Source organism: Kordia zhangzhouensis (genome assembly GCF_001005305.1).
GTDB classification, from domain to species: domain Bacteria; phylum Bacteroidota; class Bacteroidia; order Flavobacteriales; family Flavobacteriaceae; genus Kordia; species Kordia zhangzhouensis.
Window position 1 is genome coordinate 12,072 of record NZ_LBMH01000013.1, and the last position, 19,900, is coordinate 31,971.

The following is a 19,900-nucleotide window of genomic DNA, read 5'->3' on the forward strand; positions in this document are numbered from 1 at the left end:
AGATTAAAAAACTAAACACAATGAGAAAAAAATTTTTAAGTATACTAGCGATGACTGCATTTGCTGTTTTTGCTATTTCTTGCGGAGAGAAAAAGAATCAAACAGATGCTGAAGCGGCAAAAACAGAGAAATCTACTACTGTTGAAGCTGTAAAATTTAAAGTAGATACTACTGATTCACAAGTAGATTGGAAAGGTTCTAAAGTAATTGGAGGAAGTCATAATGGGACAATGAATTTATCTTCTGGAACGTTTTCTGTTAAAGAAGGAAAATTAGAAAGTGGTAATTTTATTATTGATATCGCTTCTTTAAACGTTTTAGATATTCCAGCAGAAGATGATAAAAACGCGAGCTTACGAGGTCATTTATTATCAAATGATTTTTTTGATGCAGAAAATCACGGAAGTGCAGCTTTTGCTGTTACAGGAGTCATTGAGAAAGAAGGAAAAACAATGATTGAAGGTAATTTAACTCTGAAAGGTGTTAAGAAAAACATTTCTTTCCCTGCAAAAGTAACGGTAGAAGGAGATAAAGCGATTATTGAAAGCGAAACATTCACAATTAACCGAACTGATTTCGGAATGAAATACGGGTCAGCTTCATTAGCTGATACTGTAAAGGATAAAGCGATTAGTGATGATGTAGAACTCGCTGTAAAAGTAGTTGGAATGAAATAATTTCCTTAATTATATACAATTATAGGTGAGCCGACTTGATGTCGGCTTATTTTTTGAATAAGTTTTTCAATGCGGGTTGCAATGTAGGAAACGAAAAATTAAATCCCGCATTTTCAATTTTTTGAGAACTCACTTTTTGGCTAGATAGAAGTAGCGTACTCATTTCTCCTAAAGCCAGTTTTAATATAAACTTCGGTACATTGGGCATAAAAAAAGGTTTATTGAGAACATGGGCAATTTCTTTGGTCATTTCTTTATTGGTTACAGGGTTAGGAGTCGCCGCATTGTAAATTCCTTCATGTTTTTCTTCTAGTAAAAAGAGATATAAACGTGCAATATCATCAATGTGAATCCATGATTGCCATTGCTTTCCAGAACCTATGGCCGCACCAATACCATATTTTATAGGTTTAGACATTTCTACCAGCACACCTCCTTTTGTTGATAAAACCAAACCTGTGCGTACAATTGTTACGGGAATTTCCAATGATTTGAACTGATTGGCATGTAATTCCCATTGTTGCACAACTTTCCCTAAAAAGTCATTGGCAGTTGACTTTTCATCTTCTTTGTAATAAGTAGTTAGTGAACTTGAATATATGGCAGTTCCAGAAGCAGAAATATATTGTTTAACAGAGTGTGTTTGTAAATTTCGTAATGTTTGGAATAATATATTGGCCGTATCTATACGGCTATTCATAATTTCTTCCTTGTAGGATTCTGTCCAACGTTTGGCAATATTAGCGCCAGATAAATTTATGATTGCATCTACATCATTGAAACATGCTTCATCAATTTCGCCTTTCGCTGGATTCCAATAAAAACCACTTTTAAGTTTGGACTGTTCAATCTTACTTTTATTTGTTGTTAAATAATGAATTTGATGTCCTTCTTTTAAGCATAATTCAGTAAGAGCTGAACCAATTAATCCAGTTGCGCCACATATAAGTATCTTCATCTATTTATTTTTTTCAGACAAAACGTTTCGATTCTATCTTTCTACTTGTTTTTATCAGGTTTATTCTTTCCCTATAAAAATACGGCAAAAAGAGTAGATTTAGTAATTACGTATACTATTAGCTTGCTAAAAATTAGTTAATTTTTGTTGCGCGCAACATTTCTCGTTTGCCCGGAGGTCCAGGAAGACGTTCTATTTGAAAACCTACTTCTAGCATTGCTCGACGCACACTACCTTTGGCTGCGTAAGTAACGAGCACTCCATTATTTTGCAATGCATCGTACATTTTTCTAAAAATAGTTGCAGTCCATAATTCAGGTTGAACACGCGCTCCAAAAGCATCAAAGTAGATGAGATTAAAGGCTTCTTTGTCACTTATTTGATTAAAAAATTGTTGTCGCTTGGTAAGTTTGAAGTTTTCTGAAATTACAGTTTCTTTTTCCCAATCGCAGGTATGCATTTTGTGAAAGACTTCGGCTGTGGCTTCTGCCTTGAGTGCTGAAATGTAATTAAGTTGTTTGATTTCTGTAGAAGCAACTGGGTAAGCTTCAACTCCATGATAGTTGATGGTACATTGTAATGCTTGAGCTTCTAGGAAGGTGATAAAAGTATTCAATCCTGTTCCAAAACCTATTTCAAGAATAGCGATTGAATCAGGATTGAACATAGATTGTACATGATATAAACCACTTTTGATAAATACATGAATCGCTTCTTGAATGGCTCCATGTGTTGAATGGTATTGTTCGTTCCATTCTTCTAAATGAATCGTTTTAGATCCATCTCCAGTGGTGATTATGGTACGTTTCAAATTTATTTTTTCAATAAAACCCCGTCAGCTACAAAAGCAACTGTTTTTTTAGGTTCAGTAATTTTTGCAATTTCTTCTTCAGATTTCCCAGCATCTTCAGCATAATGCTTTAATTCATCAACAGAAGTTTCTTGAAGAAACGCTTTTCCATTCACAATTACTTCTCCTTTTGCATCAAGAGGCATAAAAAATCCGTAATCTTTAAACTTTACCATTACTTCTTCCTCTTCTCCCAAATCCAAACGCATCCAACATCCTTTTTTAGAACATACAGAGTTAATTTTTGACGTAAACTTTACATTCAAAGTGTCTCCTACTTGTAAATTGTCAAACTTTTCATTGATTTCAGTAACTGTTAATACGTTTTCGGCATCAATTTTTTCTCCAAAAGATGCATATGCTAGCTCTTGTGTATTCTCTGTAGATGTTTTTTCGACAGCTTTCTCGCTATTTTTCACGTCTTTACAACTAACAAAAGTTAAAACCGCTACTAGTAAAAAAATAATTTTCTTCATTTTTATTAAAAATTTCTTAAAATAATTAGTGTTTTGTTATGAATATTTAATTTTACGAACCAATTTTTGTTGAAAACTAAGATTTTTTTAAAAATAAATATTGCTTAACTTAGCGCAAAATTAAGAATTATTATAATGAGTGACCTTCCAATTGATATAAAAATTTCCAAAGTTTCTAAGAGTAAAATTGATCAGGTAGATTTTAACAACTTAACTTTCGGAAAAGTTTTTACAGACCACATGTTTGTGTGTGATTTTAAAGATGGCGCATGGCAAACACCTGAAATTATTCCATACCAGCCACTTACTATTGCACCTTCTGCTCGTGTATTTCATTACGGGCAAGCTGTTTTTGAAGGGATGAAAGCGTTTAAAGATACTAATGATGAAATTTGGATGTTCCGTCCAGAAGATAATTTTCATCGAATTAATAAATCGTCTCATCGTATGGCAATTCCTGAATTTCCTAAAGATTATTTCTTTGAAGGATTGACTACTTTACTTCAGTTGGAAAAAGATTGGATTAAAAAAGGTAAAGGAAATTCATTGTATATTCGTCCTTTTGTAATTGCTACAGAAGAAGCTATATCTGCCTCTCCTTCTAATAGTTATAAGTTCATTATTATTTGCTCTCCTGCACAATCGTATTATGCCGGAGAAGTAAAAGTATTATTTGCCGAAGAATATAGTAGAGCTGCTGATGGAGGTGTAGGATATGCGAAAGCTGCAGGAAATTATGGAGCACAATTCTATCCTACAAGTTTGGCACATGCAAAAGGATACCAGCAAATTATTTGGACCGATGCAAGCACGCATGAATATTTAGAAGAAGCAGGAACGATGAACATTTTCTTTAGAGTTGGTGATGCACTATTGACAGCTCCTACAAATGATCGTATTTTAGATGGAATTACTCGAAAAAGTGTGATTCAGTTAGCCAAAGACAACGGAATAGCTGTTGAAGTACGGAGAGTAAAGGTTTCTGAGATTAAAGAAGCGGCAAGAAAAGGCGATTTGAAAGAAATTTTTGGAGCTGGAACTGCCGCAGTAATTAATCCAATAGCAGGATTTGAGCATGGAGGCGAAAAGTTTGACTTACCAAAACAAGAGCATTCGTATGCCTCTCTTTTTAAAGAACAACTAACGAATATTCAGTATAATATTTCTGAAGATCCACACGGTTGGAGATACAAAGTATAAAGGCAATAAAGTTTTATAAAAAAAAGTGACTCTGCATGAGTCACTTTTTTTTAACTTTTCATATGTGTTATTCTCCAACCAAAATTTTAGCTATGTTAGGCTTAAAATAGTTTGGTCCTTTCAATACTTTCCCATCTTCTCTGTAAATTGGCTTGCCATCTTCTCCTAGTTTGCTCATATTGCTACGTTGAATTTCTTCAAAAACTTCAATAATTTTTTCTTGCATTCCGTGTTCTATAATAGTTCCGCATAAAATGTATAGCATATCGCCAAGAGCATCAGCCACCTCTACCAAATCTCCATTTTGAGCTGCTTCTAGATATTCTTCATTTTCTTCTTTCATTAAATTGTAACGTAACAAATTTCTATCTTCTCCAATATTTGCAGTTGGTTCATTTTTTATTCCTAATCCAAATGCTTGGTGAAATTCCGTTACTGCTTCTATTCTTCGTTTCAATGTGTAGTTTTTTAAATTAATACTCGAAATATACTTGTTTATTAATCGTATTTACTAAGTATTAAAATTTTATTTTGAAACTTTTATTAACAAGTTGTATGGTTTAATTCGTAATTTTGTAAAAAATTTAAATCCCTTATGTTTTCTTCTGGTCAATTGATATTTGCTTTATTTTTTATCATTGTGTTTACTGTTATAATGATATATGCCTACCGAAAAGACATCAATTTGCACAAGCGTTATTACAAAGGTAGTTTACGTATACTTTTTGTTTTTATTGTATTCATTATTGCCATTGTAGTGATTAAAAAATTCATTGTTTCTTAAAAATCTTCTTATTTCTATTACACTTTTTTGTACATTGTAGGAAAACTAACTAATAATAATTGAATTCATTTTCTGATTAGTATCACAAAATCCCCGAAAAGAGAGTTTTATATTTTGGCAGAGACAATAGTTAGTTTGTAATTTTTTTAAATTCTTATGATTACAGTTGCTATTGCAGAAGATCATCAAGCATTGATTGATGGAATTGTTTCTTATTTAGAATACGAAGAAGATATTCAAATTGTAGGATATGCAAACGATGGAGAAGCATTGTTAAAAATTGTTCGTCAAAAACAACCTAAAGTTGTCATATGTGACATTCGGATGCCAAAAATGGATGGTATTGTAGCGACTACGCATATAAAAAAAGAATTTCCTCATATTCAAGTAGTGGCTTTTACAATGTACGATCAAGATAAGGCAGTACGACAAATGTTAAATGCTGGTGCCACAGGTTATATTTTGAAAAATTCTCCTCTAAAAGTAGTTTTGGAAGCAATTCGGACGCTTGCAGATAATAAACCGTACTATGATGCTAAGTTGAATATAGATAAGGTGTCAAAAAACAGTTCCAAATCTATATTGTCAAGACGTGAAAAAGAAATTCTCGCACTCATTGCACAACGTAAAACTTCTCAAGAAATCGCAGATTTATTATTCATTTCCAAATCAACCATTGATACTCATCGTAAAAACATGATTCAAAAGCTTGATTTGAAAGGCGCTAATGAATTATTAGGGTATGCTATAGAAAAAAAATATGCGTTCTAATTTCCTAAAAAATTGAACTGATTTACCTACCCATTACTAACTTTAGCGTCATATAGACCTCAAAATACTGACATATAGGTATTTTTAGATTACACAAAAAATCATACTTTTATATCAATAAACTACAACCTATTAACCATGAAAGCATTTTTTTCATTAGTTCTTGGATTTTTTTGTTTGAGCGTATCTGCACAAACAAACAATTCGCAAAGAATCATAGATTCTACAGTAAAAGAGGCTTTACGAGTCAAACTACAAACCATTAATGACTTGATAGACTCTATACATGCTAAAAAAGACAATCAAAAAGTATTAGAGTTAGATCTTACAAAAGCTGAACTCGATTCTGCTACGAGAATTCAAAAGGAAAAGGAATTAAAAGAATTAGCAAAACTGATTAAAGAAGAAGATTCAACTATATTGTCCAAATGTGCTGATTTTACAAAGCATAAACAGTATTTGAAGGAATTTGCCAATATACACGATTCCATTTTAACTCAATTTAGTGATCGAAATTGTCGCTTATACGGTCCTGCTCCTGAAAAGCCTATTGATTATACAAAGTTTATCATTATTGGGAATAATGATCCTGTAAAAGCCGATGAATTATTTACTAATGAAAGTACTAAAAAAGTGTTTTCAGATGTATTTAGCATCAAAAGTGAAACTGACTTGGGTACTTTTGAGATTCCTGGCAACGAAACCTTTATTAAGTTTTATGCTAGAAGTCGTAATCGTGCCGATTTATTTACAAATGATACAGATGAAGGAGATTTTCTTGCTATCACACGTATCAAGGAAGAAGAACAAAAGAAGCAAGAACAATCTCAAAAAAATAGTACTTCTACTAAAAACTATGAGCTGATTCCCGATGGTGCATTGTTTCAATCCATTCAAATAGAATTACGCGAAGGCGGTATTGTAGATACCCGATTGATTCTTTTATCGCAAGATCGAAAAACTCAATTTTATTTTGAAGGGACTTCTCCAGTAAGTATATTACACTATACCCGAAGAGCTGCCGAACGCAATTTTTTAGAATATTCTCATCATGTAGATACAGGAAGCGAAAAAGTTTATTACAATCAAAATGCGTTGAGTCATTTGCGCGTTCGTTATATTGATGTATTAGATTATCATCCAAATGTAGGTAGTAATTATGTACCAGATGATATTTCATACACCTTTCCTTCTACTAACGATAAAGAAGCTACTACCGCATCAAGAAGATCGTATCAAGTTATCAATAATAATAACTTACAACACGTACTAGACATTCGAACTTATACTGACTTTTTGGGATTATTTGGTGATGAAGCTAACGGATTATTTCAAATAGAAGGAAAAGCTGATTTCTTTATTCATCCGTTTAACTTTCCAAGAAGTGCGCTATATTATTTGAAAAAAGTATCTCCGTATGTTCGATATTCTAGATTTGATGAAGATGAAGATTTTATTCAAGCAACATTAAATACAGGAACAAGTGAATATGAGTTGAGCGATAAAAAATTAGAACTTTTAGAGCGTTCCACTTTGGAAATGGGATTGAATGTAAACCTTGTGAATTTTAGAGCCTTTAAGGAGTCGCCTTTTTGGACATCTTTTTATGTTCCTATTAGTTACAATGTCACAAATGTTCAAACAGATGCATCATTGGATAAGGTAAATTTTAACACTATCGGATATGGTTTAGGTGCCGAAATTGAATTAAAACGTTTCAACAACTTCGGACTTAATCTTGGATATGAACTAAAAGGATATTCATATATTGGCGATTACTCGTCTGAGAATATTATAGAGCCTGGCTTTATGAAAACACAAGCGTTAAAAGCAGAAATATTTTATTTTCCAGGCTTAGATAGATCTCAATCGGTGTTTTTACGAATGAAAAGCATTAGAGACATCAGTTCTGGTGGTGGCGATTCCTTTTTCCAATTACAAATAGGGTATCGTTTTACACTTGGTGTTGGTGCAGTAAAAGCAAAATAATCACTATACTTCTAGTGAAGTAAATGAAAAAGTAGTCCCGTTAAATAATCCTTGATCACTCAGTTTTAACGACGGGATTACTAATAATGCCATAAACGAAAGCGTCATATAAGGGGCTCGTAAAGTACTACCCATTTTTTTGGCTAATTTGTCCAATGCAGCATATTCCTTCCCTATTTCCCAACCCGTTTTAGCGCTCATAATACCTGCAACTGGTAAAGAAACTACATGTGCTGCTGAGTCTGAAACGGCACAAATACCTCCTTTGTTTGCAATCAAAAGGTTGACGGCTTTACAAATAGCTTCATCAGACACTCCTACTGCTATGATATTGTGCGAATCATGGCCAACCGACGATGCTATTGCTCCTTCTTTCAATCCAAAATTTTTGATAAAAGCCATTGCAGGCGCCTCATCTTGATAGCGATTGACTACAGTCATTTTTAAAATATCGCTTTCTATGTTTGAAACTAAATTTCCATCTTTTACCAAGTTCTCTTCAATCAATTCGTTCGTTACCAATTCTCCATCCAAAGCTTCTATGACGCGAATTTTACTTTTTGTAGCTTTGACTTGAAAATCAAGTACACTTTTGGGCGTTGTATGAAAATTGTTAAGTATTTCAAACGGCACACTTTCTATATGTGAAACTTCTCCAGAAGCAACACACAAACCATCAATATAGGTTTCTAATACATTGAGATTAGTCAAATCTTCTACAACGGCAAAATCAGCAGCATCTCCAATTTGTAATTGTCCAACATCCAACTTATAATGCTTCACAGGATTCTCACAAGCAACTTGCAATACTTTAAATACGTCATTTCCTTTGGCAACAGCACGAGCACACAACTCATTGATATGTCCCAACAATAAGTCATCAGGATGTTTATCATCAGAACAAAACATCATATTTTCAAAATGCGTATCAAGTAATGGAATTAGTGCTTCAAAATTTTTAGCCGCACTACCTTCACGAATAATAACCTTCATCCCTTTTTGCAATTTTTCCAATGCTTCATCATATGTAAAACATTCATGATCAGTTGATATTCCTGCCGAAATATATTTTGTGATATCATCGCCACGTAATCCAGGTGCGTGTCCATCAATGGGTTTGTTGTAATGCTTTGCCCAATTGATTTTTTTCAAGACTTCTTCATCATCAAATAATACTCCAGGATAATTCATCATTTCCGCCAAATATTTGATTTCAGGTTTTGCCATTAATTCTTTTATATCATCCGAATCAATCACAGCACCAGCCGATTCAAAACTTGTTGCAGGCACACATGAAGGAGCTCCAAAATTGAATTTTAATGGTACTTTTTTACCATTTTCAATCATAAACTCTACACCTTTCACACCTAACACATTGGCAATTTCGTGTGGATCAGAAACGGTAGCAACTGTACCATGTAAAACAGCCAAACGTGCAAATTCTGAAGGAACTAACATTGAACTCTCGATATGAATATGTGCATCCACAAAACCAGGAATGATATAATGCGCTACATGATGTTCTTTTTCAACAATGTTTGTAATCTTTCCGTTTTCAATGTGAATTTCTCCTTTGTAGATTCTTCTATTTGCAATATCTACAATGTTTCCTTGCTTGATCATGGTATTGAAATGGTATAAAAAAGGATGCACGAATGCATCCTTTTTGAATTCTATGTAAATATACTTCTAAATTTTAGTTCTTGTTAGGTAAGAAACTGTAATTCTTCCCGTAATATAACATTTGATTGTCAAATGCTGATGGTTGCATTACTTTAATAGCTGTAATTTCACCTGCATCATCTGTTTCTGGAACTAATACAGGATTTGCAAATCCACTGTACGGAGCTGATTTGAATTGTTCGTTACGCTTTAACACTTCCGCATGAATGTCTTGGTCTACTTTGATTCCATAGCCTTCTACTAATGCTCTCGCTGCTTCAAAATCTCCTTCTGATTTGATACGTTGAGTTTCACGTAATAACTGACCAAATAGTTCACGTAGTTTTTGATAATCGTTGATGTTGTAATATGTTTTTCCATCACGAGTTACTTTTTCGATTACGTTATCTTTTTGACCTTTTTCAAAAACCCATGCAGAAACCCATTGTCTGTTTACCATGTGATCTTCTTCCACATCATCTCCAAGATTTAAACGAATTAATTGTGTCATTAATCCATTTCTGATATAGCCATCGTACGCAGCTTTTCCAACACCTTCCGTATCTTCAACCAAACCTAGTTCTTTTAGTTTTGGATCCATTAAGTAATACAATCCAACCAAGTCTGCTCTACCTTCTTCCATTGTAGATGCATAATTTTTTAAAGTTTCTTTTGGCTGACCAACACCTGGATTGATTTGTCCAGAAGCGTGCCCAATAACTTCGTGTAAAGCAGTATGAAGTTTGTCTGCTAATTTTCCATATTTTTCTTCTAGTTCAAATTCTTCATCATCATGAACAAATTCTCTCAAACGTCCTGTTCCTCCTGCTTGTGAATATGCATTAATGATGTTTCCTAACGAAACTGATTTAGAACCATGTTGCTGACGAATCCAGTTATTGTTTGGCAAGTTTACACCAATTGGCGTACTTGGCGAAGCATCTCCAGCTTCTCCTGCTACATTTACCGTTTTATATGAAACACCTACAACGTTTTTCTTTTTGTGGCTTTCTACTAAAGGGGAATTGTCTTCAAACCATTGTGCATTTTCAGAAAGAACTGCCATTTTTTTAGACATGTCAAAATCTTTGATTTGCACGATTGTCTCATACGAACCTCTATATCCTTTTGGATCATTGTACACTTCAATAAATCCATTAATCCAATCTACATCACCTTCTGTTGAAGTTACCCAAGCAATACAATATTCGTCCCATGTATCTAGACTTCCTGTTTGATAGTACTTAATCAATAGTTCTAATGTGTTGGCTTGTTTTTCATTTTCAGCAACACCTTTAGCTTTTTCTAGCCAGTAAATGATTTTATCGATTGCTGCTCCATACATTCCACCAGATTTCCATACTTTCTCCACTAGTTTTCCATCTTCACGAACCAATTTAGAATTCAACCCTGCTTCAATTGGCTGACCTTCTGGTCCTTTGTACGCATCTTTATAGAAATCTTCTACATCTTGACTCGTAATGTCTGGTCCATAAAAGTTTACAGCAGAAACTAGTACATTATCAACACCATCTTTTTTATTGACTTTTTTGCTGTCTTTTTCATTAAAGATTACATCGTAGGCTTCTCCTTCAAGTTTTGTATTCGTATCAGTTAATAATGAATTGAAGTATTCTTTAGAGAATTCTGGTTTCAATTTATCATTAGAATAGTGGTGATGAATTCCATTAGAGAACCAAACGCGCTTTACATACGTTTCAAACGCTTTCCAATCGTCAGAATTTTTATCGCCTTCATAATTTACATATACATTTTCCAGTGCTTCTCTAATCGTTAAATTATGACGATAATTTTGATCCCACATAATATCTCTTCCAGAAAGACCTGCTTGCGTTAAATAATATACCAATTTTTGTTTTTGCAAAGGCAATTGATCAAATCCTGGAATTTCATAACGCAGTACTTTTACATCTGCGAACTGTTCTATTAGGAAATCCATTTTCCCATCTTCTGCAACCTCTATATATTGAGGCGCATATGGATCAACCTTGGTAGTTGTTTCTTTCTTTTCTGCACAAGAAAATAACATCCCTGTTGCCAACGCCAATCCTGCTATTGATTTTAATTTCATTTGTTTGAGTTTATTGTTTTTAGAGATTGTAATCAAAAAAGTGCTACTTCAAGAAAATAGCCATACTTTTTGATTCCTCACAAATGTAATCAAATAAAGAAAACATTAAAAATTTGTACATTAGCAATACTAACTAATACACCTAAACATTATGAAGATTTTAAAGTATGTACTCCTATTGCTGCTTGTCCTGATTGTTGCAGGCGCAATTTTCGTAGCTACACGGCCAAATGAATACGATGTGGTACGTAGCAAAGTTATTAAAGCCCCTGTAGATGTGGTTTTTAATAATATTAATGATTACAAAAACTGGGAAGCATGGGGACCATGGAAAGAAGAAGATTCCACAATCGTTGCTACATATCCTGAGCAGACTTCAGGTGTAGGTGCTTCTTATAGCTGGACAAGTAAAAATGGCCCAGGAAAAATTAAAACATTGAGTTTGACACAAAATCAATCAATTGAACAAGAAATGCAGTTTGGTGATTACGAACCAAGTCAAGTATATTGGAAATTTGAAGAAGTTGACGAAGGTACCAAGTTGAGTTGGGGAATGAAAAGTGATAATACTCCTTTAATTTTCAAATTTTTTGGTGTATTGAATGGCGGAATGGACAAAATGTTGGGCGATATGGAAGAGAAAGGACTTCACAATATAGAACGTGAAGTCATGGCAGAAATGAAAAAAAATCCTCCTCAAAAATTTAGAATTGGCGACATTAGTGAAGAAGACGCTACTGCCAAACAATTTATAGGATACTTTCAGCAAACAAGTACTGACACAGCTATTGAGGAAATGACTAAATTGTTTATGGAATATATGCCTAAAGCAGGACAATATGCGGCTATGCACTCATTAGAACAGTATACTCCTGGTTCTTACTACGTTAAATGGGACGAACAAACTAAAGAAGCTGAATTCTATATAGGACTAATGGTTCACAATCAAGAAGCGCTCACTCCTGCTGATGGAATGAAAGTAGTACAAGTACCTGCTGGAAAAATTATAAAAGTTTCAAAATTTGGTCCGTATGGCGTGGGCGATATGGAAGCTCATGCAAAAATTGCAACCTATCTTGAAGAAAATAAGTTAGTCCCTGCAGGACCAGTTTGGGAATTGTATGAAAACGATCCTACAAACGTAAAACCAGAAGATATTCAAACCGATATTTACTATTCTGTTACCAACGCAAATTAATTTTACAAAATATTAAGTGATAAAAAGATTGTCTAAAATGAGTATTTTTAGGCAATCTTTCTTTTTATATAGAATCAAATGAAACAACTTTTACTCGTTTTTTTAGGTGGTGGATTTGGAAGTATGCTCCGATTCTTGCTTGGCAAATATTTGAATAGTACGTCTTCAGGAATTCCTTTTGGAACGTTTGCCGCCAATATATTAGGAAGTTTGTTGATTGGTATCATATTAGGAATGGCCGCTAAAAATGAAACCATCAACGACGAATATACATTGCTGCTCGCTTCAGGTTTTTGTGGCGGTTTCACGACTTTTTCTACATTTGCTTATGAAAACCATGTGCTCTTAAAATCTGGAGATTTCTTAACCTTCTTCTTATATACCATAGCAAGTTTTGTAATAGGATTTGCAGCTGTTTTTTTAGGAATACTTCTAGTTAAAAATATATAATTTCATACCTCCTCCTATTTTTTGATTAAAAAATTATCAAAAACCCACTTTTAAAATATCTATACCCTTAAAAAAATAGGGTTTATTTTTAAATTTTAATAAAAATAAGCAACACACCCCTTACTTATCATATATCTACATATCTTTATCTTGTTTAATTTAGATTTTATCATGAAAAAGATAGAAGCCATTATTCGTAAATCAAAATTTGAAGATGTAAAAGACGCTCTTCATGAAATTGAAGTTAACTTTTTCACTTATTGGGATGTAACAGGTGTTGGAAATGAAAAAAAAGGACATGTATATCGGGGTGTCAGTTATAACACACGTGATATTGCCAGACGTCACCTTTCCATTGTCGTTTCTGACCATTTTGTAGAAAAAACTGTAAACACAATTCTTCAACACGCATATACAGGAGAGGTTGGAGATGGAAAAATTTTCGTTTCTCCAATTGAAGAAGCGTACAGAATACGAACAAAAGAAAACGGAACCTCATCACTACAATAAAAAAAGCTATATGGATACTTCTCTTTTTACCACAAACAATCTTTGGATGATGATCTGTATTGCACTTGTTTTCATCATGCATCTGGGTTTTTCTTTTTTAGAAATTGGATTGACACGTGCCAAAAACACAATTAATATATTATTTAAAAACGTAATCATTATTATTATTGGGTTGATATCATACACAATGATTGGTTTCAGTTTGATGTATCCTGGCGAGACCTTTGAGGGGAGTTGGATTGGATTTAAATCTTTTGGATTATTACTTCCTGAAAATGGTTTGACAGCAAGTTATGCTAAAGGAAACTATACTTATTGGACAGAATTTTTATTTCAGGCCATGTTTGCCGCTACTGCAGCTACGATTGTTTCAGGTGCTGTAGCTGAACGTATCAAATTAGGTAGCTTTATTATATTTTCCTTACTATACGTAGGAGTTATTTATCCCATCGTAGGTATGTGGAAATGGGGAGGCGGCTTTTTAGAAAGCTTAGGTTTTTATGATTTTGCAGGTTCTACTATTGTTCATTCAGTAGGTGGATGGGCAGCTTTAATAGCTGTAATTTTATTAGGCCCTCGTATAGGAAAATTCAAAAAAGGTGTTTCTGGTGTAATCCCTGGTCATAATTTACCTTTGGCAACAGCCGGTGTTTTTTTACTATGGTTTGGTTGGTTTGGGTTTAATGGAGGCTCTGTATTATCAGCTGAACCAGGTACTACATCACTTGTATTAGTTACTACGTGCTTGTCTGCCGCAGCAGGTGGTTTAGGTGCATTTATTGTGTCATTTTTAAAATACAAAGAAAATGATTTATCTATGGTATTGAATGGAATTTTAGGTGGATTGGTAGCCATTACAGCTGGAGCTGATCAAATGGGTATCTTGAATTCTATTATTATTGGATGTATTGGCGGTATTTTAATTGTTTTTGCTGTATCATGGTTAGATAAACTTAAATTGGATGATCCCGTAGGTGCTATTTCCGTACATCTAGTGTGTGGTATTTGGGGGACTCTTGCCGTTGGTATATTTGGCGCTAAATCTGGTATAGACCAATTCATACACCAAATATCTGGCGTATTAATCGTTGGAGTATTTTGTTGTGCAACTTCTTTTATACTTCTATTTGTTTTAAAACGATTAATAGGTATAAGAGTATCGCAACGCGAAGAAGTAGAAGGTTTGGACATTCACGAACATGGCATGCAAGCATACGGTGATTTTAGATTGAACGAGCATTAATTTTAATGCTTATCAAATGCTTTAACACCTGCATTTACTTCTGTAGCCATAAAATTTACACGTGGCGGGATTGGACATGAATATTTATCATTATAAGCACAGTACGGATTGTATGCTTTATTAAAATCTATTTCAATTGTATTTCCTTCAGGAATAGAAAGATCTATGTAACGACCGCCTCCATAACTAGCAAACCCATTGGTTTCATCTGTGAAAGGTAAGAAAAGATAGTCTTTGTACTCTTCCTCTTTCATTAAAGATTGATTTTGATATACTTCTAATGAAAATTCTTTTCCATTCAACGTAAAAGTAGCAATCCCAAAGCGTTTATACTCTGGTTTTCTATCGGTTGTAGTGGGCATTTTAAAAATAGGAGAATCTGGCGTTCTTTTAAAAGATGCTACTACTTTGTATGTATCATCTACTGGAAAAAAATCAAGTCCTTCAAATGTTTTTAAATCTTTTTCTTTTAAAGGTGATTTTGAAGCATCTTTATATTCTGCATTGATTTCTCTTTGAAACTCAGTTTCTCCTTTCACTTCTTTTTTCTCTTGAGAGCAGCTAATGTTGATTAGTAATAATGATACGATCAGGCACAATTTTTTCATCGGTCTTGACTTTTTATTTTTATTAAGTTTATATCAAAAATACAATAATATTATTCATCAGCACATGAATTTCAACAATCAAAATGATATATATTATTCATGTAAAACTGATTAAAATGCAGTTTTTACTTTCCAATTTAAAAACTATCACTTAGAATAGATTTTTATACAAAATTTAAAAAAAATTAATTTTTGTATTCTTTTTTTACGTAGTTTTGAAAAAACAAACGCGAAAAATGAGATTCATTACAGTATATAAAAACGTACAAAAGACTTCTTCTACCAGAAGTTCGGACGTTGATATATTGTATTGATATTGATATCATATATAACAATTTTCAAAGTCCGACTTCAACGTCGGACTTTTTTATTTTAGAACAAAAACAACCAAAAATCACCAATCAAAAAACACGAATCATGAAAAAAGTATATACTCATTATGTTGATTCATTTTCAGGGTTATCAAAAGAAATATGGTTTTTAGCCTTGATATCTCTCATCAACCGGGCAGGAACTATGGTTATTCCTTTTTTATCATTATACCTTACGAAAGAACTGAATTTTAGTGAGAGCGACACAGGAACCATCTTGGCATTTTTTGGTATTGGTTCTTTATTAGGTTCATTTTTAGGAGGAAAATTGATTGATACCATTGGTTTTTACAAAATCATGATTTTTAGTCTATTTTTTACAGGTATTGGTTTTATTGGATTGCAATATGTACATAGTTTTTGGGGATTATGCTTTGCTATTTTAGGTATCATGACGATTGCAGATATGTTTAGACCTGCCATTTTTGTATCTCTTAAAGCATATAGTAAGCCTGGAAATCAAACTCGTTCCTTAGCTTTAATTCGATTGGCAATTAATTTAGGAATGGGTATTGGCCCTACACTCGCTGGTTGGATTATTGTAAAACGTGGATATGACATGCTTTTTTGGATTGATGGAGTTACATGTATTATAGCCATCATTATTTTTTATTGTTTAGTTAAAGAACAAAAACGCCCTAAAACAGATATCAGTACAACCTCAGATATATTAGACAAAAATGCTGTTTATAAAGACAAAAGTTATTGGATATTTATTGCGATTTGTTTCTTTATGGGAATGTCTTTTTTCCAATTGATGATTACGATGCCTATTTACCAGAATGTGCAATTTGGCTTAACCGAATTTGAAACAGGTTGGATTATGTTTATTAATGTTGCAATTATTGTAGTATTTGAAATGCCCTTGGTAAATCGTTTAGAGCAATTTAAAATCTCAAATACTAAATTAATCATTTATGCTTCTGCTCTATTCGCATTGAGTTTTTATGTATTGATTTATAATTTTTGGATAGGAATACTTATTGTAAATATCATTATCATTACTTTAGGGGAAATGATTGGATTTCCATATACCAATTCGTATGCTATTAATAGAGCAAAAGAAGGTTTGGAAGGAAGCTATATGGCAATGTATGCAATGGCTTTTTCTTTGGCGCACATATGTAGTTCCAAAACCGGATTAGAGATTGTTGAATATTTTGGACATCAAGTTAACTGGGCTGTTACCGGAACTTACGGTGTTTTTGGTGTACTTCTATCAATTTGGTTACATAAACGAACTCAAAAAGGACTATAATGAACTTAAATCAGGTTACTATTTCATCAACAAATGTTGCCAAAGCAACCGAATTTTATAAAAAGCTAGGATTGCGTCTTATTGTAGACGCACTTCCTAGATATGTTCGCTTTGAATGTCCTGATGGTGATGCTACATTTTCTATTCATCATGTCGAAAACATGACGGACAATTCTACTATAACGGTGTATTTTGAAGACGAAAATTTAGATAAAACAGTTACAGAATTACAAGCCAAAGGTATTGTATTTACAAGCAATCCTGAAGATACAACTTGGAAATGGCGTGAGGCTCATTTGACCGATTTAGATGGAAATCGATTAATTCTCTATAAAGCTGGTCATAATAGGAAAAATCCACCATGGCGTATTTGAAAACTTTTGAAGTGCTTTTTTTATAATTTTGTAGAAGCATAAATAGTTATATATGTCACACAAAAAAATAGCAACCTATTCGTCCATTGAATTATTTGATATTATCAAAAATAGTTCAGACATGACTCTAGTTGAAAAGGCACATTTAGAGTTTGAATCAAGAAAGTTAACCGCTATTCAAAAAGCTAAGATTGAATCAGATTATTTAAAATCTAGAGATTTACAGGAAAAACGAAAACAAGAGCCATTAACAGAAGAAGAATGGCTGACTTTTTTTTCCTCCCTTTTTTTACTCCTAAGTGGATGCATTCAGAAGACGCTTTTTCTGCAACAGAAATGGAGCGATTTCAAAAATACGGCTTTGAAACAAAAATGAAACAAGCAACCAAAATCAAAAACTATGGTATCATTTTTTGGTTGCTTGTTATTATGATTATTGTTGCTATAGCTTCTTTTTATAAGTAGCTATTTTTTGTTAAGTACCGTAAATTCAATTTTTGAATCGTTGAATACTGTGTGTGTTTGATTTTGAAAATCTTCTTTATTAGCCTTATAAATATTAGGTACAAAAGTTTGTGGATTCAAATCGATAAGTGGAAACCAAGTACTTTGCACTTGAACTTGTATTTTATGCCCTTTTTTAAAGGTGTGACACACATCTTGCAACTTAATATTTACTGCAGTTTTTTGATTAGGTACGAACGGTTCTGGGTTTTCAAAACTATTTCTAAAACGACCGCGCATTACTTCACTTCGTACCATTAAATGATAATTACTCATTGCTAAATGGTCTTGCATGCCTTCTTCTTGTTCTTTTGCATCATGTGGATGCACATCAACAACTTTTACAATCCAATCTGCATCTGTACCAGTGGTTGCTACTTGCAATTTTGCCATAATATCACCTGCTAAAGTAACATCTTCTTCCAATATGTCTGTTTCAAAGATTAACACATCTGGACGACGCGCTGCAAACCGTTGATCATCTGTCATATATTTTCGTGGTGTAAACACAGTTTTGATATCTTCAGAATAAGGCACCGGTCGTTTCAAGTCACTTATGAAGGTTTCTTTTGTCGAACCTTTTTTCTCAGACGATAATTCTTGATTAGCATTAAGGTACATTGCCTGTGTGCTTGTATTCGCTGGCGGCCAACTGTCAAAGTTTTTCCATTCTTTTTTACCAGTATCAAACACATAGGCTTCAGGTAGCTCTGTACGACCATTTCCTTCACCTTTCAAGAAATGATTAAAAAACTTAGTTTCCACATCGCGTTGATAGTTTAGAGATATAGAATCTCCAAAATAGTAGTTTCCAACATAATTTTTCACGTCAGTACGTGCCCATTTTCCATGATCCCAAGGGCCAAAAACCATAATATTGTAATTGTTCGGATTGTGTTTTTCTATTGTTTTATATGTTTCAAATGGTCCGTACAAATCTTCTGCATCAAACAAACCACCAACAATCATTGTTGCTACAGATGATTTTACATTTTTTAAATGTTGAATTAATCCTTTTGGTTTCCAAATACTATCATAATTTGGGTGTTCAATAATTTCTTTCCAAAATACATCATCTACCTCATCAGCAGTAGATGTAAGGACATTGTCTAATTTTTCATACTCAAAATATGAATTCAAATTACTCAATGGTCCGGCATCTAAAAAGAATTGATACTGATCTTTAGTTCCTAAATCAGGTAACTTATACCAAGCAGAATCTCTTGGAACATTTTTCATTGTTCCAAACAAAGAAACAGCTCTAAAATAGCTCAACAAGAATGCGCCATTGTGATGAAAATCGTCAAAAAAGAAATCACCTATACATGCTTGCGGAGATGCCGCTTTTAATGCTGGATGCGCATCAACTGTTGAATATGTAGCATAGTATCCTGGATATGAAATTCCCCACGTTCCTACTTTACCATTATTATTTTCAACATTATTAATCAACCATTCGATTGTGTCATACGTATCTGAAGATTCATCTACTTGTGTTTTATCGGTTTTATTTGGAATGTATGCGCGCATATTGTCATATACACCTTCACTCATCCATCGTCCGCGCACATCTTGGTACACTATAATGTTTCCTTCTTTCATTAGGTGTTCATTGGGACCAATTTTTTTTCGGTATTCGTTTTCTCCGTAAGGCTTACAACTATAAGGTGTACGCATCATTAAGATTGGATATTTTTGACTTTTATCCTTTGGTGTATAAATTGTTGTATGCAGTTTAATGCCATCCCGCATTTCAATAGTTACTTCCTGTTTATCATAATGGTCTTTCACATAAGTTTCAGAAGTTTCAACAATTTTTTTATCGCTGGTTTTGGTATTTTTACAACTTACCAAAAAAAGCATTAGGGTGAGGGAAATTTTAAAAAAGGTTTTCATGAATTGTTGTTGGTAATTTTTAATGGCTA

19 protein-coding genes are annotated in these 19,900 nt (G+C 33.3%); 11 read left to right on the forward strand and 8 right to left on the reverse strand.

Annotated features, from left to right (window positions below; genetic code table 11):
- Positions 1-20: 20 nt before the first annotated feature.
- Complete coding sequence (locus AA088_RS15540) at positions 21-677, forward strand: YceI family protein (protein ID WP_046745959.1); 657 nt, start codon at positions 21-23, stop codon at positions 675-677.
- 46 nt (positions 678-723) lie between these two features.
- On the opposite strand, the gene AA088_RS15545 is transcribed toward AA088_RS15540, so the two are convergent.
- The 3 genes from AA088_RS15545 to AA088_RS15555 all read right to left on the reverse strand — a co-directional run bounded on the left by AA088_RS15545 (position 724) and on the right by AA088_RS15555 (position 2,961).
- Positions 724-1,635 (reverse strand): TIGR01777 family oxidoreductase, encoded by a 912-nt coding sequence (locus AA088_RS15545; RefSeq protein WP_046745960.1) that lies wholly within the window; start codon positions 1,633-1,635, stop codon positions 724-726.
- Between the two features lie 133 nt (positions 1,636-1,768).
- The gene (gene mnmD / locus AA088_RS15550) at positions 1,769-2,446 is read right to left on the reverse strand and encodes a tRNA (5-methylaminomethyl-2-thiouridine)(34)-methyltransferase MnmD (RefSeq protein WP_046745961.1); all 678 of its coding nucleotides are present in this window, start codon (positions 2,444-2,446) and stop codon (positions 1,769-1,771) included.
- Between the two features lie 2 nt (positions 2,447-2,448).
- Positions 2,449-2,961 carry a DUF4920 domain-containing protein gene (locus AA088_RS15555; protein WP_046745962.1) on the reverse strand — a complete coding sequence of 171 codons (513 nt, stop codon included), beginning with the start codon at positions 2,959-2,961 and terminating at the stop codon, positions 2,449-2,451.
- Positions 2,962-3,096: 135 nt separating this feature from the next.
- On the opposite strand from AA088_RS15555, the gene AA088_RS15560 reads away from it, so the two are divergent.
- A complete protein-coding gene (locus tag AA088_RS15560) occupies positions 3,097-4,161 on the forward strand; it encodes a branched-chain amino acid aminotransferase (RefSeq protein WP_046745963.1) in 1,065 nt (354 codons plus the stop codon).
- A gap of 67 nt (positions 4,162-4,228) precedes the next feature.
- On the opposite strand, the gene AA088_RS15565 is transcribed toward AA088_RS15560, so the two are convergent.
- Entirely contained in the window at positions 4,229-4,618 is a 390-nt protein-coding gene (locus AA088_RS15565; RefSeq protein WP_046745964.1) for a pyrophosphohydrolase domain-containing protein, read from the reverse strand.
- 483 nt (positions 4,619-5,101) lie between these two features.
- Between AA088_RS15565 and AA088_RS15575 the strand changes: the two genes are divergently transcribed.
- Both AA088_RS15575 and AA088_RS15580 read left to right on the forward strand, forming a co-directional pair.
- Complete coding sequence (locus AA088_RS15575; RefSeq protein ID WP_046745966.1) at positions 5,102-5,716, forward strand: response regulator; 615 nt, start codon at positions 5,102-5,104, stop codon at positions 5,714-5,716.
- 138 nt (positions 5,717-5,854) lie between these two features.
- A complete protein-coding gene (locus AA088_RS15580; protein ID WP_046745967.1) occupies positions 5,855-7,705 on the forward strand; it encodes a hypothetical protein in 1,851 nt (616 codons plus the stop codon).
- Between the two features lie 3 nt (positions 7,706-7,708).
- Here AA088_RS15580 and ade read toward each other — a convergent pair whose 3' ends face one another.
- Both ade and AA088_RS15590 read right to left on the reverse strand, forming a co-directional pair.
- Complete coding sequence (ade, locus tag AA088_RS15585) at positions 7,709-9,328, reverse strand: adenine deaminase (RefSeq protein WP_046745968.1); 1,620 nt, start codon at positions 9,326-9,328, stop codon at positions 7,709-7,711.
- 73 nt (positions 9,329-9,401) lie between these two features.
- Positions 9,402-11,459 (reverse strand): dipeptidyl-peptidase 3 family protein, encoded by a 2,058-nt coding sequence (locus AA088_RS15590; RefSeq protein ID WP_046745969.1) that lies wholly within the window; start codon positions 11,457-11,459, stop codon positions 9,402-9,404.
- A 151-nt stretch (positions 11,460-11,610) separates the two neighbouring features.
- On the opposite strand from AA088_RS15590, the gene AA088_RS17790 reads away from it, so the two are divergent.
- The 4 genes from AA088_RS17790 (at position 11,611) to AA088_RS15610 (ending at position 14,860) form a co-directional block, all read left to right on the forward strand.
- Positions 11,611-12,657 (forward strand): SRPBCC family protein, encoded by a 1,047-nt coding sequence (locus AA088_RS17790; protein WP_052752928.1) that lies wholly within the window; start codon positions 11,611-11,613, stop codon positions 12,655-12,657.
- A 78-nt stretch (positions 12,658-12,735) separates the two neighbouring features.
- Positions 12,736-13,107 carry a fluoride efflux transporter CrcB gene (crcB, locus tag AA088_RS15600; RefSeq protein WP_046745970.1) on the forward strand — a complete coding sequence of 124 codons (372 nt, stop codon included), beginning with the start codon at positions 12,736-12,738 and terminating at the stop codon, positions 13,105-13,107.
- A 171-nt stretch (positions 13,108-13,278) separates the two neighbouring features.
- Complete coding sequence (locus tag AA088_RS15605; RefSeq protein ID WP_046745971.1) at positions 13,279-13,617, forward strand: P-II family nitrogen regulator; 339 nt, start codon at positions 13,279-13,281, stop codon at positions 13,615-13,617.
- 10 nt (positions 13,618-13,627) lie between these two features.
- A complete protein-coding gene (locus AA088_RS15610; protein WP_046745972.1) occupies positions 13,628-14,860 on the forward strand; it encodes an ammonium transporter in 1,233 nt (410 codons plus the stop codon).
- 2 nt (positions 14,861-14,862) lie between these two features.
- Here the strand turns inward: AA088_RS15610 and AA088_RS15615 are convergent, their stop codons facing one another.
- Positions 14,863-15,468: a DUF1684 domain-containing protein gene (locus AA088_RS15615; RefSeq protein ID WP_046745973.1), complete on the reverse strand. Its 606-nt coding sequence runs from the start codon at positions 15,466-15,468 to the stop codon at positions 14,863-14,865.
- 417 nt (positions 15,469-15,885) lie between these two features.
- On the opposite strand from AA088_RS15615, the gene AA088_RS15620 reads away from it, so the two are divergent.
- Genes AA088_RS15620 through AA088_RS15630 form a run of 3 tightly spaced genes read left to right on the forward strand, consistent with a single transcriptional unit; the run spans position 15,886 to position 17,847 of the window.
- The gene (locus tag AA088_RS15620) at positions 15,886-17,097 is read left to right on the forward strand and encodes an MDR family MFS transporter (RefSeq protein WP_046746005.1); all 1,212 of its coding nucleotides are present in this window, start codon (positions 15,886-15,888) and stop codon (positions 17,095-17,097) included.
- Positions 17,097-17,471 carry a VOC family protein gene (locus AA088_RS15625; RefSeq protein ID WP_046745974.1) on the forward strand — a complete coding sequence of 125 codons (375 nt, stop codon included), beginning with the start codon at positions 17,097-17,099 and terminating at the stop codon, positions 17,469-17,471. Before AA088_RS15620 ends, AA088_RS15625 begins: the two co-directional genes overlap by 1 nt.
- A gap of 52 nt (positions 17,472-17,523) precedes the next feature.
- Positions 17,524-17,847 carry a hypothetical protein gene (locus AA088_RS15630; protein ID WP_046745975.1) on the forward strand — a complete coding sequence of 108 codons (324 nt, stop codon included), beginning with the start codon at positions 17,524-17,526 and terminating at the stop codon, positions 17,845-17,847.
- An 89-nt stretch (positions 17,848-17,936) separates the two neighbouring features.
- Here AA088_RS15630 and AA088_RS15635 read toward each other — a convergent pair whose 3' ends face one another.
- On the reverse strand, positions 17,937-19,871 hold the full coding sequence (locus AA088_RS15635) for a CocE/NonD family hydrolase (RefSeq protein ID WP_174442408.1): 1,935 nt from the start codon (positions 19,869-19,871) through the stop codon (positions 17,937-17,939).
- Positions 19,872-19,900 lie beyond the last annotated feature (29 nt).

Coding starts and splice junctions, on each gene's coding strand:
- AA088_RS15635 (WP_174442408.1), bottom strand. CDS start 19,871: ATGAAAACCTTTTTTAAAATTTCCCTCACCCTAATGCTTTTTTTGGTA.
- AA088_RS15555 (WP_046745962.1), bottom strand. CDS start 2,961: ATGAAGAAAATTATTTTTTTACTAGTAGCGGTTTTAACTTTTGTTAGT.
- AA088_RS15630 (WP_046745975.1), top strand. CDS start 17,524: ATGTCACACAAAAAAATAGCAACCTATTCGTCCATTGAATTATTTGAT.
- AA088_RS15605 (WP_046745971.1), top strand. CDS start 13,279: ATGAAAAAGATAGAAGCCATTATTCGTAAATCAAAATTTGAAGATGTA.
- AA088_RS15580 (WP_046745967.1), top strand. CDS start 5,855: ATGAAAGCATTTTTTTCATTAGTTCTTGGATTTTTTTGTTTGAGCGTA.
- AA088_RS15620 (WP_046746005.1), top strand. CDS start 15,886: ATGAAAAAAGTATATACTCATTATGTTGATTCATTTTCAGGGTTATCA.
- AA088_RS15545 (WP_046745960.1), bottom strand. CDS start 1,635: ATGAAGATACTTATATGTGGCGCAACTGGATTAATTGGTTCAGCTCTT.
- AA088_RS15625 (WP_046745974.1), top strand. CDS start 17,097: ATGAACTTAAATCAGGTTACTATTTCATCAACAAATGTTGCCAAAGCA.
- AA088_RS15560 (WP_046745963.1), top strand. CDS start 3,097: ATGAGTGACCTTCCAATTGATATAAAAATTTCCAAAGTTTCTAAGAGT.
- AA088_RS17790 (WP_052752928.1), top strand. CDS start 11,611: ATGAAGATTTTAAAGTATGTACTCCTATTGCTGCTTGTCCTGATTGTT.
- AA088_RS15610 (WP_046745972.1), top strand. CDS start 13,628: ATGGATACTTCTCTTTTTACCACAAACAATCTTTGGATGATGATCTGT.
- AA088_RS15590 (WP_046745969.1), bottom strand. CDS start 11,459: ATGAAATTAAAATCAATAGCAGGATTGGCGTTGGCAACAGGGATGTTA.
- AA088_RS15575 (WP_046745966.1), top strand. CDS start 5,102: ATGATTACAGTTGCTATTGCAGAAGATCATCAAGCATTGATTGATGGA.
- AA088_RS15615 (WP_046745973.1), bottom strand. CDS start 15,468: ATGAAAAAATTGTGCCTGATCGTATCATTATTACTAATCAACATTAGC.
- ade (WP_046745968.1), bottom strand. CDS start 9,328: ATGATCAAGCAAGGAAACATTGTAGATATTGCAAATAGAAGAATCTAC.
- AA088_RS15540 (WP_046745959.1), top strand. CDS start 21: ATGAGAAAAAAATTTTTAAGTATACTAGCGATGACTGCATTTGCTGTT.
- crcB (WP_046745970.1), top strand. CDS start 12,736: ATGAAACAACTTTTACTCGTTTTTTTAGGTGGTGGATTTGGAAGTATG.